Raw genomic sequence first — 16,659 nt, 5'->3', positions numbered from 1 at the left:
AATCGGGGATCACATTGGTTGCTTCACCCGCCTCGATCATCGTTACCGAGATCACGCCGGTTTCGATCGGGCGCATATTGCGCGTCAGGATGGTCTGGAAGGACTGCACTAACTGGCAGGCAATGGGCACCGGGTCCACGCCCAGGTGGGGCATGGCGCCATGGCAGCCCTTGCCGCGGATGGTGATCAGGAACTCGTTGCTGGAGGCAAAGCAGGGGCCGCTCTTGATGGCGAACTCACCCACGGCCATGCCTGGCCAGTTGTGCATGCCGAAGATGGCGTCCATCGGGAAGCGCGTGAACAGGCCATCGCGGATCATTTCGCGCGCGCCGCCGCCGCCTTCTTCAGCGGGCTGGAACACCACGTATACGGTGCCGTCGAAATCACGCGTGGCCGCCAGTTGCTGGGCGGCGGCCATCAGCATCGTGGTGTGGCCGTCGTGGCCGCAGGCGTGCATGCGGCCCTGGTGGCGGCTGGCATGCGCGAAGGTGTTGTGCTCGGTCATGGGCAGGGCGTCCATGTCGGCACGCAAGCCGATGGCCCGTTTGCCCGGCCGGCCCTTGATCACGCCCACGACGCCGGTCTTGCCCAGGCCCGTGTGCACCTCGATGCCCCAGTTGCGCAAGGTCTGCGCGATCAGGTCGGCGGTGCGTTCTTCTTCGAAGCACAGCTCCGGGTGGGCATGGATGTCGCGACGCAGCGCCCTCATGGCATCAGCCTGGTCCAGCAACTCGGGCAGGACGGTCGGGGGCAGTTCAACGTGCGACACAGTCATACATTCAGGGGACTTTTCGAACAAGTGCCAGATATTACCCGCCCGAGCTTATTTATAGTGTGCAGGCGTTACGACCAATGAGGAGATTCGCCATGAGCGACGTCAAGTTTTCCCAAGCACATACCCTGGGTCTGGAGAAGGCCCGCGAGCTGGCCAAGCAGTGGGCCGAAGATTCGGCCAAGAAGATGGGCCTGGATTGCAAGCACACCGAAGGCGCCGACCAGGACACCATCACGTTCGAGCGCATGGGCGTGACTGGCCTGATGACCGTCACTGGCACCAGCTTCGACCTGGACGTCAAGCTGGGCATGATGATGAAGGCCTTCAAGCCCATGATCGAATCCGAGATTGCCAAGAACCTCGGTCGCATCATCGACAAGGCTTCGGGCAAGGCCTGATCCGGGCTGCGCGGCTCATTGGCCGCCAGAAATGCAAACGGGCTGCATCGCGCAGCCCGTTTTGCTTTTGCCTGCGCCGTGATGGCGCAAGGCGCTTACTTCTTCAGCGATTCGACCAGGTCGATGTAGCCTTGCTTGGCTTCGTCCTGGCTCTTGCCCTTCAGGCCAGCCCAGGCGTCGTACTTGGCGCGGCCCACGAAATCGGTGAAGCCGGGGCGGTCGCCGGTGGCGTCGCCCACGCTGCCTTGCTTGAACAGCGAGTACATCTGTAGCAGGGTGTTGTTGTCAGGCTTGGCTGGCAGCAGTTTGGAGTCGGCCAGGGCCTTGTCGAAGCGGGCTTGAAGATCGGACATGTTTGTCTCCTGTGAAAACGCAGGCGCATGTTACTGCCCGTTTGACGAGGCGGCATCACCGCGTGCCCCCTCAAGCCAGTGCCAGAGAAACCATGGGGTCATCCAGGATTCTCTAGAATCGTGCCTCTCATGAGCGCAGTTTCATTCCAGAACGTCACCAAAACCTTCCAGTCGGGCGACCGCACCGTGCGCGCGCTGCAAGGCGTCAGCTTCGACATCGAAGAAGGCGAGTTTTTCGGCCTGCTGGGCCCCAACGGTGCAGGCAAAACCACGCTGATCAGCATCTTGGCGGGCTTGAGCCGGGCCTCGTCCGGCAAGGTGTCCGTCCAGGGGCACGATGTGGTGGGCGATTACGCTGCGGCACGCAAGGCCCTGGGCGTGGTCCCACAGGAGTTGGTGTTCGACCCCTTCTTTTCGGTGCGTGAAACCTTGCGCATCCAGAGTGCCTACTTCGGTCTGCGCCGCAACGACGACTGGATCGACGAGCTGCTGGCCAATCTGGGCCTGAGCGACAAGGCCGATGCCAACATGCGGCAGCTCTCCGGCGGCATGAAGCGGCGCGTGCTGGTGGCGCAAGCCCTGGTGCACCGCCCACCCGTGATCGTGCTGGACGAACCCACCGCCGGTGTGGACGTGGAGCTGCGCCAGACGCTGTGGCATTTCATCGCCCAGCTCAACAAGCAAGGCCACGCCGTGCTGCTGACCACGCACTATCTGGAAGAGGCCGAAGCCTTGTGTGGCCGCATCGGCATGCTCAAGCAGGGGCAACTGGTGGCGCTGGATCGCACCTCGGCATTGCTGGCGGGCACCGCCTCCACCATGTTGCGCTTCAAGACGGATCACGATTTGCCATCCGAACTGGCAGCGCGTGCGCGGGTTACCGGACGGATCGTGCAACTGCCCGCGCGTGACGCCAACGAGATCGAGCAGATCCTGGCGCAACTGCGCGTGGCCCAGTGCCACGTGGAAGATCTGGAGATGGGCCGGGCGGATCTGGAAGACGTCTTCTTGTCCATCATGCAGGGCAACCAAGGCACGCCAGCCAAGGTGGAGGTGGCCGCATGAACTGGATCGATTCCGTTCAGGGTGCACGCCCGCTGTTCATCAAGGAAGTGCTGCGCTTCTGGAAGGTGAGCTTCCAGACCATCGGCGCGCCGGTGCTGACCTCCGTGCTGTATTTGTTGATCTTCGGCCATGTGCTCGAAGATCACGTTCAGGTGTTCCAGGGTGTGGGCTACACGCGCTTCCTGATTCCTGGCCTGGTGATGATGAGCCTGCTGCAGAATGCCTTTGCCAACAGCTCTTCCTCGCTGATCCAGAGCAAGATCACCGGCAACCTGGTGTTCGTGCTGCTGACGCCACTGTCACCCCGCGCCTGGTTCCTCGCCTATGTGGGCGCTTCGCTGGTGCGGGGCCTGGCGGTGGGGGCGGGCGTGTTCGCCGTGACGGCCTGGTTTGCGCCGCCCGGCTTGGCCGAGCCCTGGTGGGCGCTGATCTTCGCCGTGCTGGGTGGCACGCTGCTGGGCTCGCTCGGCCTGATCGCCGGGCTGTGGGCCGACAAGTTCGACCAGATGGCCGCCTTCCAGAACTTCATCATCGTGCCCATGACCTTCCTGTCTGGCGTGTTCTACTCGGTGCACTCGCTGCCAGGGTTCTGGCAAGGCCTGTCGCACCTCAACCCGTTTTTCTACCTGATCGACGGCTTCCGGCGCGGTTTCTTCGGTGCGAGTGACGTCAGCCCCTGGCTCAGCCTGGGCGTGGTGGCGATTGCCACGCTGGGTGTTTCGCTGCTGGCGCTGCATTTGCTCAAGACCGGGTACAAAATCCGTTCCTGATTTCCCTTCTTTGCCCTTCTCAGAGTTCATCATGGCCAATCCCACGCCCGATCAGATCCAGCAATACATCGCAGCCGGTCTGCCCTGCGATCACCTGGAAGTGGAGGGCGATGGCCAGCACTTTTTCGCCACCATCGTGTCGGCCGAGTTCGAAGGCAAGACTCGAATTGGTCGCCACCAGCGCGTTTACCAGGCCCTGGGCGATAGAATGCGGGCTGAGATCCATGCCCTGTCCATGAAGACTTTGACGCCTGCCGAGTGGGCCAACCAGGCTCCCAAGGCCTGATTTCACAGTCTGAAGTGGCCGCAAGGCGCTCAGCCAGTTTTTAGACCTCTCTAATCAGGCGCGACTACCGCTTTGGCGGCAGCTTCGCGCCCTTTGTGTTTCCTCATGGACAAACTCCTGATCCGCGGCGGTCGTCGCCTGCAAGGCGAAGTGATCATTTCCGGTGCCAAGAATGCCGCCTTGCCCGACCTGTGCGCCACCTTGCTGAGTGCCGAGCCGGTCACGCTGGGCAATGTGCCGCAGTTGCAGGACGTGTCCACCACGCTCAAGCTGCTGGCCAATATGGGTGTCGTGGCCGAGCGCCATGCCGATGAAGCCAGCACGATGACGCTGGATGCCGGCCGCGTGGACAAGCCCGAGGCCCCGTACGAGCTGGTCAAGACCATGCGCGCCTCCATCCTGGTGCTGGGCCCATTGCTGGCGCGCTTTGGCCGCGCTCGCGTGTCCTTGCCTGGCGGCTGCGCGATTGGTTCGCGCCCGGTGGACCAGCACATCAAGGGCCTGCAGGCCATGGGTGCGCAGATCACGGTCGAACACGGTTACATCGAAGCGCGCACGCCGCTGGATGCCAATGGTCAGCTCACCCGCCTGAAGGGTGCCCGCATCACGACCGACATGGTCACCGTTACCGGCACGGAAAACCTGCTGATGGCCGCGACGCTGGCCGAGGGTGAAACCATCCTCGAAAACGCCGCACAAGAACCCGAGATCACCGACCTGGCCAATCTGCTGATCGCCATGGGCGCGAAGATCGAAGGGCAGGGCACGCACCGCATCCGCATCCAGGGCGTGGACAAGCTCCATGGCCTGAGCAGCGCGCAAGCCCACCAGATCATTCCGGATCGTATCGAAACCGGCACCTTCCTGTGCGCCGTGGGTGCCACCGGTGGTGACGTCACCCTGCGCAAGGCCAATGCCGAGCACCTGGAGTCCGTCATCGAGAAGCTGCGTGAAGCCGGCGTGAGCGTTGAATCGGGTGAAGGCTGGATCCGCGTCAAGGCCGATGCACGGCCCAAGGCAGTGGGCTTCCGCACCCGCGAATACCCAGCCTTCCCGACCGACATGCAGGCCCAGTTCATGGCGCTCAACTGCGTGGCCGAGGGCACGGCGGTCATTCACGAGACGATCTTTGAAAACCGCTTCATGCACGTCAACGAGCTGATCCGCCTGGGCGCCAATATCGCCGTGGATGGTCACAGTGCCGTGGTCACAGGCGTGCCCAAGCTGTCTGGCGCCACCGTGATGGCCACCGATCTGCGCGCGTCCGCCAGCCTGGTGATCGCCGGCCTGGTGGCCGAGGGCGAGACCCTGGTTGACCGCATCTACCACCTCGATCGTGGCTACGATCGCATGGAAGCCAAGCTGCGCGGCATCGGCGCCGACATCGAACGCGTCAAGGCATAAGGACGCCGCAACAACATGATCACCCTTGCACTTTCCAAAGGCCGCATCTTCGAAGAAACCTTGCCCCTGCTGGCCGCAGCCGGCATCGAGGTGACCGAGGATCCGGAAAAAACCCGCAAGCTCATCCTGCCCACGACGCGCCCTGATGTGCGTGTGGTGCTGGTGCGTGCCTCCGACGTGCCCACCTACGTGGAGTACGGTGGCGCCGACATCGGCGTGGCCGGCAAGGATATCCTGATCGAGCACGGTGGCGACAACCTCTACCAGCCGCTGGACCTGAACATCGCCAAGTGCCACATGAGCGTGGCGGTGCGTGCTGACTTCGACTACGAAGCCGCCGTGAAGCAGGGTTCGCGCATCCGCGTGGCCACCAAGTACACGACCATCGCGCGCGATCACTTCGCCAACAAGGGCGTGCACGTGGACCTGATCAAGCTCTACGGTTCGATGGAACTGGCCCCGCTGACCGGCCTGGCCGATGCCATCGTGGACCTGGTGTCCACCGGCAACACGCTCAAGGCCAACAAGCTGGTCGAGGTCGAGCACATCATGAACATCAGCTCGCGTCTGGTGGTCAACCAGGCCTCGCTCAAGCTCAACCGTGAGCCGATCCGTGCGCTGATCCAGGCCTTCGAGTCCGCCATTCCGAAGAACAAGTAAGCCACTTCTGAGATCCTCATCGCTCATGACAGTCCAGATCCGCCACCTCGCTACCACTCAGCCCGATTTCGATGCCGCCTTCCAGAAGGTGCTGCATTGGTCGGCCGAGACCGACACGGCCATCGAAGACCGCGTGGGCGCGATCCTGGCTGATGTGCGCCTGCGTGGTGATGCAGCGGTGCTGGAGTACACCGGCCGTTTCGATCACCTGCCGGTTGACAGCATGGCTGCGCTGGAGCTCGGTCAGGCCGAGTTGAAGGCCGCTTTTGACAGCCTGCCCGCCGTGCAGCGCGAAGCCCTCGAAAGCGCTGCCAAGCGTGTGCGCAGCTACCACGAGCGCCAGAAAGAGGCCTGTGGCCTGAGCTGGCAATACCGTGATGAAGACGGCACCTTGCTGGGTCAGAAGGTCACGCCGCTGGACCGCGTGGGCATCTATGTGCCCGGCGGCAAGGCGGCCTATCCCTCGTCCGTGTTGATGAATGCCATCCCTGCCCATGTGGCCGGCGTGGCCGAGATCATCATGGTCGTGCCCACGCCGCGCGGCGAAAAGAACCCGCTGGTGCTGGCGGCTGCCTATGTGGCCGGTGTCAGCCGTGCTTTCACCATTGGCGGCGCCCAGGCTGTGGCCGCGCTGGCCTACGGTACCGCCACCGTGCCCAAGGTCGACAAGATCACCGGCCCAGGCAACGCCTATGTGGCCAGTGCCAAGAAGCACGTGTTCGGTCAGGTCGGCATCGACATGATCGCCGGCCCCAGCGAGATCCTCGTGCTGGCCGATGGCTCCACGCCGCCTGACTGGGTCGCGATGGACCTGTTCAGTCAGGCCGAGCACGATGAACTGGCGCAAAGCATCCTGCTGTGCCCGGATGCCGCCTACATCGCCAAGGTTCAGGCCGAGATCGATCGCCTGCTGCCCACCATGCCGCGCGCCGAGATCATCCGCGCTTCGCTGGAAGGGCGGGGCGCCCTGATCCACACGCGCAGCATGGAAGAGGCCTGCGAGATCTCCAACCGCATCGCGCCGGAGCACCTTGAAGTCAGCAGCAACGATCCGCACAAGTGGGAACCTCTGCTCAAGCACGCTGGTGCCATCTTCCTGGGTGCCTACACATCTGAGTCGCTGGGCGATTACTGTGCCGGCCCCAATCACGTGTTGCCTACGTCTGGCACGGCCCGCTTCTCGTCGCCGCTGGGCGTGTACGACTTCCAGAAGCGTTCCAGCTTGATCGAAGTGAGCGAAGCCGGTGCGCAAGTGCTGGGCAAGACGGCCGCGGTGCTGGCTTACGGCGAAGGCCTGCAGGCCCACGCCCAGGCAGCTGAATTCCGCCTGAAGAAATAAGCCATGAGCCTGCTCGACGTTTTCCGCCCTGATGTCCGCGCCATGCACGCCTATGTGGTGCAGGACGCCGCTGGCTACATCAAGCTCGACGCGATGGAGAACCCCTTCACGCTGCCGCCCGAGTTGCAGGCGAAGCTGGGTGAGCGCCTGGGCAAAGTGGCCATGAACCGCTATCCCGGTGTGCGCGTCAACGACCTGCATGCGGCCCTGCGTGCCTATGCTCATGTGCCCGCCGATCACGGCCTGGTGCTGGGCAATGGCTCGGATGAGCTGATCTCGCTGCTGTCCGTGGCTTGTGCCCAACCGGGTGCCGTGGCCCTGGCGCCGCTGCCGGGTTTCGTCATGTACGAAGCCTTTGCCAAGCAAAGCGGCATGAGGTTCGTCGGCGTGCCGTTGACGCCCGATTTCGAGCTCGATGGCCCCGCCATGCTGGCCGCCATCCGCGAGCACAAGCCCGCGCTGACGTATATCGCCTACCCGAACAACCCCACAGCCAATCTGTGGGATGACGCGGTGATCGAGCAGATCATCGACGCCGTGGGTGCCAACGGCCAGGGTTTGGTCATCATCGACGAGGCCTACCAGCCCTTCGCCAGCAAGAGCTACCTCGATCGCCTCACGAAGCACCCGCACGTGCTGCTGATGCGCACCTTGTCCAAATTCGGTCTGGCCGGCATCCGCCTGGGTTACATGATGGGCCGCAAGGACCTGATCGAGCAGGTCGAGAAGGTGCGTCCGCCCTACAACATCAGCGTGCTGAATGTGGAAGCCGCGCTGTTCGCCCTGGAACACGCCGACGAGTTCGCTCGCCAGGCCGAGCTCATCAAGGCCGAGCGCGCCCGCCTGCTGGCAGCACTGGCAGACATGCCCGGCGCCAAGGCATACCCGAGCCAGGCCAACATGATCCTGGTCCGCGTGAACGATGCCGCCGGCACCTTCAACGCCCTTAAAGCTAGGGGCATCCTGATCAAAAATGTGGCGGGCCTGCACGGTTTGCTGGCAAACTGTATCCGCCTGACCGTTGGGAAACCCTCGGAAAATGACGCGCTCATCGCGGCATTGTCCGAAGTCCTGCGCGAACCCCTGAATTTCAACCCTGCATGAACGCTCCTGACATGGTTGCCCAAGCTGGCGCCGACCGCGTGGCCGAGGTCACCCGCAACACCGCCGAAACCCAGATCACCGTCCGCATCAACCTGGACGGCACCGGCGCGGCCAAGCTGCATACCGGCATCGGTTTCTTCGACCACATGCTCGACCAGATCGCCCGCCACGGCCTGATCGATCTGGACATCCACGCCGTGGGTGACCTGCACATCGACGGCCACCACACCGTGGAGGACGTCGGCATCACCCTGGGCCAGGCTTTTGCCAAGGCTGTGGGCGACAAAAAGGGCATCCGCCGCTACGGCCACGCCTACGTCCCGCTGGACGAAGCCCTGTCGCGCGTCGTGATCGATTTCTCCGGCCGTCCCGGCCTGCACATCGACATCCCCTTCACGGCCGGCAGCATTGGCGGCTTCGACACCCAGTTGACCTACGAGTTCTTCCAGGGCTTCGTCAACCACGCGGGTGTCACTCTGCACATCGACAACCTGAAGGGCGTCAACGCGCACCACCAGGCCGAGACCGTGTTCAAGGCCTTTGCCCGTGCACTGCGCGGCGCGCTGGAGCGCGACCCTCGCATGGCCGGCGTGATCCCGTCCACCAAAGGCTCGCTGTGAGCCTGTGCCCCTGTATTGATGCTTTCTTTTTGACTCCATGAGCCAGACATCGACAGTGGCCGTGATTGACTACGGCATGGGCAACCTGCGTTCCGTCTCGCAGGCGGTTGAACACGCAGCCAAGGATCTGAACCTCAAGGTCGTGGTGACCAATGACCCGGATGTGGTGCACGCTGCCGAGCGCGTGGTGCTGCCAGGGCAGGGTGCCATGCGCGATTGCATGCGCGAACTGCGTGGCGCCCATGGTGGCGGCCTGCTGGGCGCCGTGCTGGATGCCGCCGCCAACAAGCCCTTGATGGGCGTGTGCGTGGGCATGCAGATGCTGCTGGATCACTCCGAAGAGCAGGACACACCTGGCCTGGGCTTGCTGCCCGGCAAGGTGATCAAGTTCCGCCTGGATGGCATGACACAGCCTGACGGCAGCCGCTACAAGGTGCCCCAGATGGGCTGGAACCGCGTGCACCAACCTCGCCACGAAGGCGTCTGGGGTGGTCAGCCGCATCCGGTCTGGGCGGGGATTCCTGACGACAGCTACTTCTACTTCGTCCACAGCTACCATGCAGTTGTGGATAATCCCCAACACAGCGCAGGCGAGACCGAATACGGTGTCCGCTTTACCTGCGCCGTTGCCCGGGATAACATTTTCGCCACCCAGTTCCACCCTGAAAAGAGTGCGGACCATGGTCTGGCGCTGTACCGCAATTTCCTGCTCTGGAAGCCTTGATTGGCTTTCGGGGTTTTCTGACGATTTCTCCACCCAACCCGCACCACAGCCATGCTGCTGATCCCTGCGATTGACCTGAAAGACGGCAAATGCGTTCGCCTTAAGCAAGGCGACATGAATGACTCCACCACGTTCGGCGAGGACCCGGCTGCGATGGCCCGGCGCTGGCTGGATGCTGGCGCAAGACGCCTGCACCTGGTGGACCTCAATGGTGCCTTTGCCGGCAAACCCGTCAATGAAGCGGCCATCAAGGCCATCATCAAAGAAGTCGGCAGCGAGATCCCGGTGCAACTGGGCGGCGGCATCCGCGACCTCGACACCATCGAGCGCTACCTGGACGATGGTCTGAGCTACGTCATCATCGGCACGGCTGCGGTCAAGAACCCCGGTTTCCTGCGCGATGCCTGCACGGCCTTTGGCGGCCACATCATCGTGGGCCTGGATGCCAAGGACGGCAAGGTCGCCACCGACGGCTGGAGCAAGCTCTCCGGTCATGAAGTGATTGATCTGGCCAAGAAGTTCGAAGACTACGGCGTCGAGGGCGTGATCTACACCGACATCGGCCGTGACGGCATGCTGTCGGGCATCAACATTGAAGCGACCGTCAAGCTGGCTCAGGCCCTGACCGTGCCGGTGATCGCTTCGGGTGGCCTGTCCAACATCAAGAACATCGAAGAGCTGTGCGCTGTCGAGTCCGAAGGCGTGGAAGGCGTGATCTGCGGTCGCGCCATCTACACCGGTGACCTTGATTTCGCAGCCGCGCAAAAGCGTGCCGACGAACTCAATGGCCAAGGCTGATCGAGCAAAGGCCTTCCAGTGTTAGCCAAACGCATCATTCCCTGCCTGGACGTCACAGGCGGGCGCGTCGTCAAAGGCGTGAACTTCGTTGAACTGCGCGATGCTGGTGATCCGGTCGAGATCGCCGCACGCTACAACGAACAAGGCGCTGACGAGCTCACCTTCCTGGACATCACGGCCACCAGCGATGGCCGCGACATGATCCTGCACATCATCGAGGCCGTGGCTTCGCAGGTCTTCATCCCGCTGACGGTGGGTGGGGGCGTGCGCACGGTCGATGACGTGCGCCGCCTGCTCAATGCCGGTGCCGACAAGGTCAGCTTCAACTCGGCTGCGCTGGCCAATCCGCCGGTGATCCGTGATGCTTCGGACAAATACGGTTCGCAGTGCATCGTGGTGGCCATTGATGCCAAGCGTCGCCAGGGCGAAGACCTGGCTGCACGCGGGCCGGGCTGGGATGTCTACAGCCATGGTGGTCGCAAGAACGTGGGCCTGGATGCTGTTGCTTGGGCCCGACAGATGGCTGAGCACGGTGCCGGCGAGATTTTGCTGACCAGCATGGACAGAGACGGCACCAAGTCTGGCTTCGATCTGGAACTGACCCGTGCTGTGAGCGACGCCGTGGGTGTGCCTGTGATCGCCTCGGGCGGCGTGGGCAACCTCGATCACCTGGCCGATGGCGTGCAGCAGGGTGGGGCGGATGCCGTGCTGGCTGCCAGCATCTTCCACTACGGCGAGTACACCGTGGCGCAAGCCAAGGCGCTGATGGCGCAACGCGGCATTCCCGTTCGCATCTGAAGTTCACACAAGTTGGCGAGCATGTCGCCAGCGAGAGACCCCGAAAGGCCGCATCTTGCGGCCTTTTCTTTTGGCGTGAACGACATCACATCTCTGCCAACATGGGTTTGAGTCCGAGCACCGTGGCGCCGACATATCAGGCGTAATGTGCGTCTCGGGAACACATCTTCGTCAGGAGTGACTCATGCCCTTATCCCATCGTTTCAAGCCACTGCCACTGTCATCCATGACCATGGCGCCCGAGTTGCCCAAGGTGCAGCGTATGGCCTTGGCACACGATCCCGCCATGAGCTTGCTGACCGACCTGCACCACAGTGCCTGCGTGGTGGCCCATCAGCAAGATGGCCTTGATCAGACCATGCACCTGATGCTGCGCGCCGGTGTGCGCATGGTGTTCGTGTCCGACGCGGCGGGTGAACTGGTTGGCATGGTCACGGCGGAAGACATCCAGGGCGAGCGGCCCGTCGTGCACGCTTCCACCAGGCAGGTGCCTCATCGCGAACTGACCGTGGCCGATGTGATGGTGCCCGTTACGCAATGGGATACGGTGGACCTGGGTAGCGTGCGCACGGCGCGCCTGGGCGACATCGCCGAGACCCTGCATGAACACGGCCTGCGCTATCTCCTGGTGACGCAGCAAAAGAATGGCAAGACCGTGTTGCGTGGCCTGTTCTCGGCGCGCCGCCTGGAGATGGCCATGAACACGACCATCGAGCCCGATCTGCACTCACGCAGTTTTGCCGAGCTGGAGATGGTGCTGGCGCACTGACCGTGTTCAGTGTCAATGCTGGCCAAGTGAGTCGGGCAACCAGAGCTCGAAGCAGGCGCCTTCGCCTGGACTGTTGATGACCTTGACCTCACCGCCGTGGCGTCGGGCTACGGTGTCGATGAACACCAGCCCGAGACCAATGCCGGCGGCCAACTTTGATGGGCGGCCTTGTTCAACGCGTTCATAGCGTTTGAACAGGCGGCCCAGTTCCGATTCCGGAATGCCTGGCCCCTGATCGCGCACGGCGATCACGTGGCAGTGGCGCTCCTGTTTGACCGACACTGAGACCTGCCCACCTTTGGGACTGAACTTGATGGCGTTGCTCAGCAAGTTGACCAACGCGCGGTGCACCAGATAGTCATCAAACGACGCTGACTGCGTGCGGCCTGCAGGCCAGTCACCAGACAAGGTGATGTCCTTGGCGCGCGCCTGCAATTGCATGTCGCTCATGCAGCCCTCTGCCAGCTTGACCAGGTCACCAGGCATGGGGGCGATGGCACGAGTTTCTGCGCGCATCACTTGCAGCAGCTCTTCGCACAGCTCCAGAGTGTGTCGCGCCATGGACTCGACATGTTTGAGCGTTTCTTCCTGCGACATGTGGCCACCGATGCGGTGCAACTCCACCAGTGAAATCAAGGAGGCCTGGGGGGAGCGGATGTCGTGGGCAATGAAGCCCAGCAACTCGGCGCGTTGCAACTCAGCTTCCTGCAGCGCCGTGACGTCGGTGGCGCACACGATGACGCCGCTGTCAGGGGCTTCGTGGTCAACGGCCACCATGGCCATCAGATATTGTTTGCCGCGTGGGTGCACGGCTTCCGTGCTCATCGCTTTATGCGCTTGCTGAGCCTTGTCCAGCAGCATGTCCCAGGTGGGTGCCTCGGTGGGTGTCAAGGGCGCGAGTATTTCGCCCAGGCGTCGCCCGATCAACGCGGAGGGCTGACTGAAACCCGTCATGGCACAGGCTTGTTGATTGGCTTGCGTCACCACATGGTGTGTGTCCACCACGAACACAGCGTCAGGCAATGTGGCCAGGGTGTGGGCGAGCAACTGCCTGGCCTGCCGCAGCTGGGCACCTGCGCGACTGATGGCATCCGTGCGTTGCTGCATGAAGTCGGCGCCAACGGGGCGTTCGCGAGCAGGTAAGGCGGCCTTCACGTCGGGCTCGCCAGCCATGGCGCGCAGTTCTGCTTCCAGATCCTGCGCGGTGGCCTCCAATTTGCGCCAGCTCCAGACCGGGTAGCTCAGCAGGGCGCCCAGCGTCAACCCGAATGGCGGCCACCAGATGCCCCATGCCATCAGCGCCCAGGACGCCAGTACCGCACCCATGGCCAGGATGGCGCTGGCGATCAAGGCATGGCGTGGGGTGGCTTGGCGAAAGTGCCACAGCAAGGCCAGTACCAACAATGCAGACAAGCCTGCGTGCGCGATCTTGGGCAGCACCTCAATGCGCTTGCCTTGTCGCAAGGCATCCAGAAATTGAGCGATCACCTCCACGCCGGACATGCCTTCACCCTGTTGGGAGACCGGTGTCTGGAAGGTCTCGCCCAGTCCGTGCGCCGTCACGCCGATCAGTACGTGCCGGTTGCGGAAGGTGCCCGGTGCGACTTCACCTCGCAATACAGCGGCGTAAGACACATGTGCGATGCGCCCCGGTGCGCCCAGAAACGGGATGGGCATGGCTTGTTCGCGATGCCAATAGGGGGATGTGGATGCGGTTTCCTGAAAGGATTGGGGTGGGATGTCAGCCGGCCACTCTCCTGCCATTTTCAACATGGCCAAAGCCGGGTGAGGGTAGCGGTTGGCCTGGCTGCCAGCCCACAGGTAAGCCCAGCGAACGGTGCCGTCCACATCCATGGCGGCGTCGGCATGGGCCAGGGCGGCGTTGTCCTGGAAAATCGGCAGTGGTCGCAGTTCATGGCCTTGCCCCACACCGTCCAGGGCATGGCTGACCGGCAGCACCACCTTGCCTGACTCGCGCATGGCTTGCGCCAGCACGAAGTCTTGCTGCGGGTCGGTATCGGCTTCGCTCAACAGGAGGTCGAGCATCACGGACTTGGGGCCGGCTTGCTGGATCTGTTTCAAAGCCTGAGCATGGATGGCGCGCTTCCACGGCCAGCGACCGATGGCTTGCAGGCTGGCATCGTCAACGGCCACGATCACGATGTCCTGGGCTGGCGAGCGCAGCCAGGTGCTTTGGGCCGCGTCATAAACGGCTTGATCGAGATGCCAGGTCCAGTGCCACCAGCAAGCGGCCGCCGTCAGCGCCATCAGACCGAAGCTGACAAACCACCACTCGCGCAGATGGTTGCTGTTTTTGACCGTCGTCATGGTTGGCTGGTGACGAAGCGCTCACCACTGCGCACGCAGGTGCCTTGTCCACTGCGCACGCAACTGGGCAGCAACACCAACTGGGGGGCCGTGTAGGGGCCGATGAAACCGTCCGGGTCAATGGCACGGTAGCGCACATACAGGCGTCCGCCTTCGGCTGGTCGGGGCAGGCTCACCTCAGGCTTGTCGGATGGTACTTCCTTGATCAGATCGGCGAAGGCCTCATCACGGGCCATCTGGAATTCGAATCGTTGGCCCGGCTCGGCCTGCAGGCTGAACTGAAGGGCATCCGGTGTGAGCGTGGGTGGCGGTGGTTGCGCGGGGGGCTCGCGCATCATCAGCATCTGCGCGTCGCCCCAGGGCCCCAGGTCTGGGCCTGTTGTGGTGGAGGCGCCCGTCGTGGCGATGCGCCAGAAGTAGTCGCCCACAGGCAAGGGTGTGTGCCATTGCGTGTCCCGGATGTCCGTTTGCTCGCTGATCAGTTGGGTGAACGCGGCGTCACGGGCGATCTGCAAACGGTATCGCGTGGCCTGTGGATGGCTCGTCCAGCTCAGTGTGGCTTCGTGCGCTCGGAGTTTGGCCTGATGGCCTGGTGCCGTTGGGATCGGTGGCTCGGGCCTGGCCTTGAGCTGGAAGGTGGCCTGGGCATCGCGGCCTTCCAGTCCTTGTGCGTTGGCCACACGCATGCGCAGGAAGTAAGGCCCATCAGGCAGATCGCTCACGCGGAAATGCGGCTGTGTGTCGGTCAGTTCGGCACGCACGCGGCGGAAGTCGGCGTCTTCGGCAATCTGCAGTCGGTAGCTGGCCGCGCCAGTCACAGCTGGCAGGTCAATGCGCAGCAAGGGGCGTTCGAACAAGTTGGGCAGGCCGTCTAGCGGCGGCGCCGGTGGCAAAGGCAGGGGTGGGGCGACTTTGGCCTGTGCATCGGCGATGGTGCCTTGGCCTGCCGCGATGAGCGCAGCCTGCTGGCCGCTCGATACCGCCACCGTGCCGGCCAAGGTTTCGCCCAAGGTGCGGTGCCCATCCGTAGCCACGCGGAATTCGGTGCCGCGCACGCCCAGCACGGCCTGCGGTGTCTTGATCTGGTAGCGAGGCTGGCCACCCGTCAAGTGCGTGACCAGGGATTCGACTCGTCCGCGCAGCACGGACCATACCGAGGCGTAGAAGCCGGCTTCCTCGTAGTGCTGGGAGCTGTCCAGCCGGGCTTCCGTGTTGGCCTGAATCTTGAGAATGGAGCCGTCAGCCAATTGCACGGTCACGTAGCCTGTCGGGCTGGTTCGCAAGCTCATGCCCGGTTGCACCCCATCGCCTTTTTGCACGGCGCGCGCGGAGCTGGCTTGCGCTTTGTTGCCTGACGTCGCCGAGGCTTCTCCCACCACCTCCAGCACCACGCCTGGCTTGGGCGTGGACTTCATCTGCTCAACCGGGATGCACAAGCTGGTGCCGATCGGGATCCGGCGTGGGTTGGGCACATGGTTGGCGCGTGCCAGCACCTGCCATTGCTGCGGCCTGGCCAGGTAATGCTGGCTCAAGCCGATGAGCGTGTCGCCGGCAACCGCCGTGTGTGTGTGACAGGCTGCCGTGCCCGCCAGGGAGACATCTGGGCCATATGCCAGCGATGCAGTGCACAGCCAAGCAACGGCCCAGGCTGTTCGATGCGCGAGCAGCATGGCCAGAACTTCCCGGGTTTGATTGATTCGCCGAGAGCTTACGCGATGCGTGTGACGCGAGCAATGAAATCAAGCAAGGTCAGGCCGGATTGTCGATATCCAGAAACGCATGTTGCAAACCCAGCGTGGTGTGCAGGTGACGCCCGACGGCCGCAATGCCATAGCGTTCGCTGGCATGGTGGCCACAGGCCAGGAAGGCCACGCCGGTTTCCCTCGCGTAATGCGCCTGTGGTTCGGAGATCTCGCCCGTCAGGAACACGTCCACACCGGCTGCAATTGCCCCTTCGAAGTAGCCCTGGGCGCCGCCACTGCACCAGGCGGCGCGCTTCAAGGCTCGCCCGTCTCCCGGCACCACCACAGGCGTTCGCCCCAGCTTTTTGGTGACCCGTTGCGCCAAACCAGCCAGATCCAGCCCATCGGGCACAGGGCCGATGAAGCCCAGGTCCTGATCGCCAAAGCGTGCATCGGCCACCAGGCCCAGCTCCAGCCCCCATTGCGCGTTGTTGCCCAAAGTGGCTTGGGCATCCAGCGGCAGGTGATAGGCAAAGAGGTTGATGTCATGCCGGATCAATTGCGCCACGCGTTGCTTCATCCAGCCCGTGATCCGGCCATCCTGACCGCGCCAGAACAGACCGTGGTGCACGATGATGGCATCGGCCTGGGCCTCAATGGCCGCGTCGATCAAGGCCAGGCTGGCGGTCACGCCGGTCACGATCTTGTGAATCTCGCGCTTGCCCTCAACTTGCAGACCGTTCGGCCCATAATCCTTGAACCGGTCCGCCTCCAGCAGTTGTTGCA

18 protein-coding genes are annotated in these 16,659 nt (G+C 63.2%); 13 read left to right on the top strand and 5 right to left on the bottom strand.

All coding sequences use genetic code 11. The features are described from left to right. Window positions 1-775 (bottom strand): amidohydrolase (locus EPO09_RS05535; protein WP_290641001.1); only part of this gene is annotated, 775 nt, incomplete at its 3' end. A gap of 92 nt (window positions 776-867) precedes the next feature. Here EPO09_RS05535 and EPO09_RS05530 point away from each other — a divergent pair. Continuing rightward, on the top strand, window positions 868-1,173 hold the full coding sequence (locus tag EPO09_RS05530; protein WP_290640998.1) for a polyhydroxyalkanoic acid system family protein: 306 nt from the start codon (window positions 868-870) through the stop codon (window positions 1,171-1,173). Between the two features lie 95 nt (window positions 1,174-1,268). Here the strand turns inward: EPO09_RS05530 and EPO09_RS05525 are convergent, their stop codons facing one another. Next, window positions 1,269-1,526, bottom strand: coding sequence for an acyl-CoA-binding protein (locus EPO09_RS05525; protein ID WP_290640994.1), 258 nt, complete (start codon window positions 1,524-1,526; stop codon window positions 1,269-1,271). Window positions 1,527-1,655: 129 nt separating this feature from the next. Here EPO09_RS05525 and EPO09_RS05520 point away from each other — a divergent pair, with 129 nt between their 5' ends. The 12 genes from EPO09_RS05520 (at window position 1,656) to EPO09_RS05465 (ending at window position 11,863) form a co-directional block, all read left to right on the top strand. Continuing rightward, window positions 1,656-2,591 carry an ABC transporter ATP-binding protein gene (locus EPO09_RS05520; protein WP_290640993.1) on the top strand — a complete coding sequence of 312 codons (936 nt, stop codon included), beginning with the start codon at window positions 1,656-1,658 and terminating at the stop codon, window positions 2,589-2,591. Beyond that, window positions 2,588-3,361, top strand: a complete 774-nt coding sequence (locus EPO09_RS05515) for an ABC transporter permease (protein ID WP_290640991.1) — start codon at window positions 2,588-2,590, stop codon at window positions 3,359-3,361. Before EPO09_RS05520 ends, EPO09_RS05515 begins: the two co-directional genes overlap by 4 nt. Window positions 3,362-3,392: 31 nt before the next feature. Next, window positions 3,393-3,647, top strand: a complete 255-nt coding sequence (locus EPO09_RS05510) for a BolA family protein (RefSeq protein ID WP_290640989.1) — start codon at window positions 3,393-3,395, stop codon at window positions 3,645-3,647. A 105-nt stretch (window positions 3,648-3,752) separates the two neighbouring features. Further along, window positions 3,753-5,051 (top strand): UDP-N-acetylglucosamine 1-carboxyvinyltransferase, encoded by a 1,299-nt coding sequence (gene murA / locus EPO09_RS05505; protein ID WP_290640987.1) that lies wholly within the window; start codon window positions 3,753-3,755, stop codon window positions 5,049-5,051. Between the two features lie 15 nt (window positions 5,052-5,066). Then, a complete protein-coding gene (hisG, locus tag EPO09_RS05500; protein ID WP_290640985.1) occupies window positions 5,067-5,711 on the top strand; it encodes an ATP phosphoribosyltransferase in 645 nt (214 codons plus the stop codon). Between the two features lie 25 nt (window positions 5,712-5,736). After that, window positions 5,737-7,050, top strand: a complete 1,314-nt coding sequence (hisD, locus tag EPO09_RS05495) for a histidinol dehydrogenase (protein ID WP_290640983.1) — start codon at window positions 5,737-5,739, stop codon at window positions 7,048-7,050. A 3-nt stretch (window positions 7,051-7,053) separates the two neighbouring features. Continuing rightward, window positions 7,054-8,154 carry a histidinol-phosphate transaminase gene (gene hisC / locus EPO09_RS05490; protein ID WP_290640980.1) on the top strand — a complete coding sequence of 367 codons (1,101 nt, stop codon included), beginning with the start codon at window positions 7,054-7,056 and terminating at the stop codon, window positions 8,152-8,154. An 11-nt stretch (window positions 8,155-8,165) separates the two neighbouring features. Continuing rightward, complete coding sequence (gene hisB, locus EPO09_RS05485) at window positions 8,166-8,774, top strand: imidazoleglycerol-phosphate dehydratase HisB (protein WP_290640978.1); 609 nt, start codon at window positions 8,166-8,168, stop codon at window positions 8,772-8,774. A gap of 37 nt (window positions 8,775-8,811) precedes the next feature. Next, window positions 8,812-9,498 (top strand): imidazole glycerol phosphate synthase subunit HisH, encoded by a 687-nt coding sequence (hisH, locus tag EPO09_RS05480; RefSeq protein ID WP_290640977.1) that lies wholly within the window; start codon window positions 8,812-8,814, stop codon window positions 9,496-9,498. A 51-nt stretch (window positions 9,499-9,549) separates the two neighbouring features. Beyond that, window positions 9,550-10,296: a 1-(5-phosphoribosyl)-5-[(5-phosphoribosylamino)methylideneamino]imidazole-4-carboxamide isomerase gene (hisA, locus tag EPO09_RS05475; RefSeq protein ID WP_290640975.1), complete on the top strand. Its 747-nt coding sequence runs from the start codon at window positions 9,550-9,552 to the stop codon at window positions 10,294-10,296. An 18-nt stretch (window positions 10,297-10,314) separates the two neighbouring features. Next, entirely contained in the window at window positions 10,315-11,094 is a 780-nt protein-coding gene (gene hisF, locus EPO09_RS05470; RefSeq protein WP_290640973.1) for an imidazole glycerol phosphate synthase subunit HisF, read from the top strand. Between the two features lie 184 nt (window positions 11,095-11,278). Further along, a complete protein-coding gene (locus tag EPO09_RS05465) occupies window positions 11,279-11,863 on the top strand; it encodes a CBS domain-containing protein (RefSeq protein ID WP_290640970.1) in 585 nt (194 codons plus the stop codon). Between the two features lie 12 nt (window positions 11,864-11,875). On the opposite strand, the gene EPO09_RS05460 is transcribed toward EPO09_RS05465, so the two are convergent. The 3 genes from EPO09_RS05460 to EPO09_RS05450 all read right to left on the bottom strand — a co-directional run bounded on the left by EPO09_RS05460 (window position 11,876) and on the right by EPO09_RS05450 (window position 16,651). Continuing rightward, entirely contained in the window at window positions 11,876-14,191 is a 2,316-nt protein-coding gene (locus EPO09_RS05460) for a CHASE2 domain-containing protein (RefSeq protein WP_290640968.1), read from the bottom strand. After that, entirely contained in the window at window positions 14,188-15,861 is a 1,674-nt protein-coding gene (locus tag EPO09_RS05455) for a FecR domain-containing protein (RefSeq protein WP_290640966.1), read from the bottom strand. Before EPO09_RS05455 ends, EPO09_RS05460 begins: the two co-directional genes overlap by 4 nt. Before the next feature lie 79 nt (window positions 15,862-15,940). Then, the gene (locus tag EPO09_RS05450; RefSeq protein ID WP_290641004.1) at window positions 15,941-16,651 is read right to left on the bottom strand and encodes a Nif3-like dinuclear metal center hexameric protein; all 711 of its coding nucleotides are present in this window, start codon (window positions 16,649-16,651) and stop codon (window positions 15,941-15,943) included. Window positions 16,652-16,659 lie beyond the last annotated feature (8 nt).

The sequence above is a fragment of the Aquabacterium sp. genome, from assembly GCF_004297345.1.
Lineage (GTDB): Bacteria > Pseudomonadota > Gammaproteobacteria > Burkholderiales > Burkholderiaceae_C > Aquabacterium.
The sequence above is the reverse complement of the archived record's forward strand: the minus strand, read 5'-3'. Positions and strand labels throughout refer to the sequence as shown.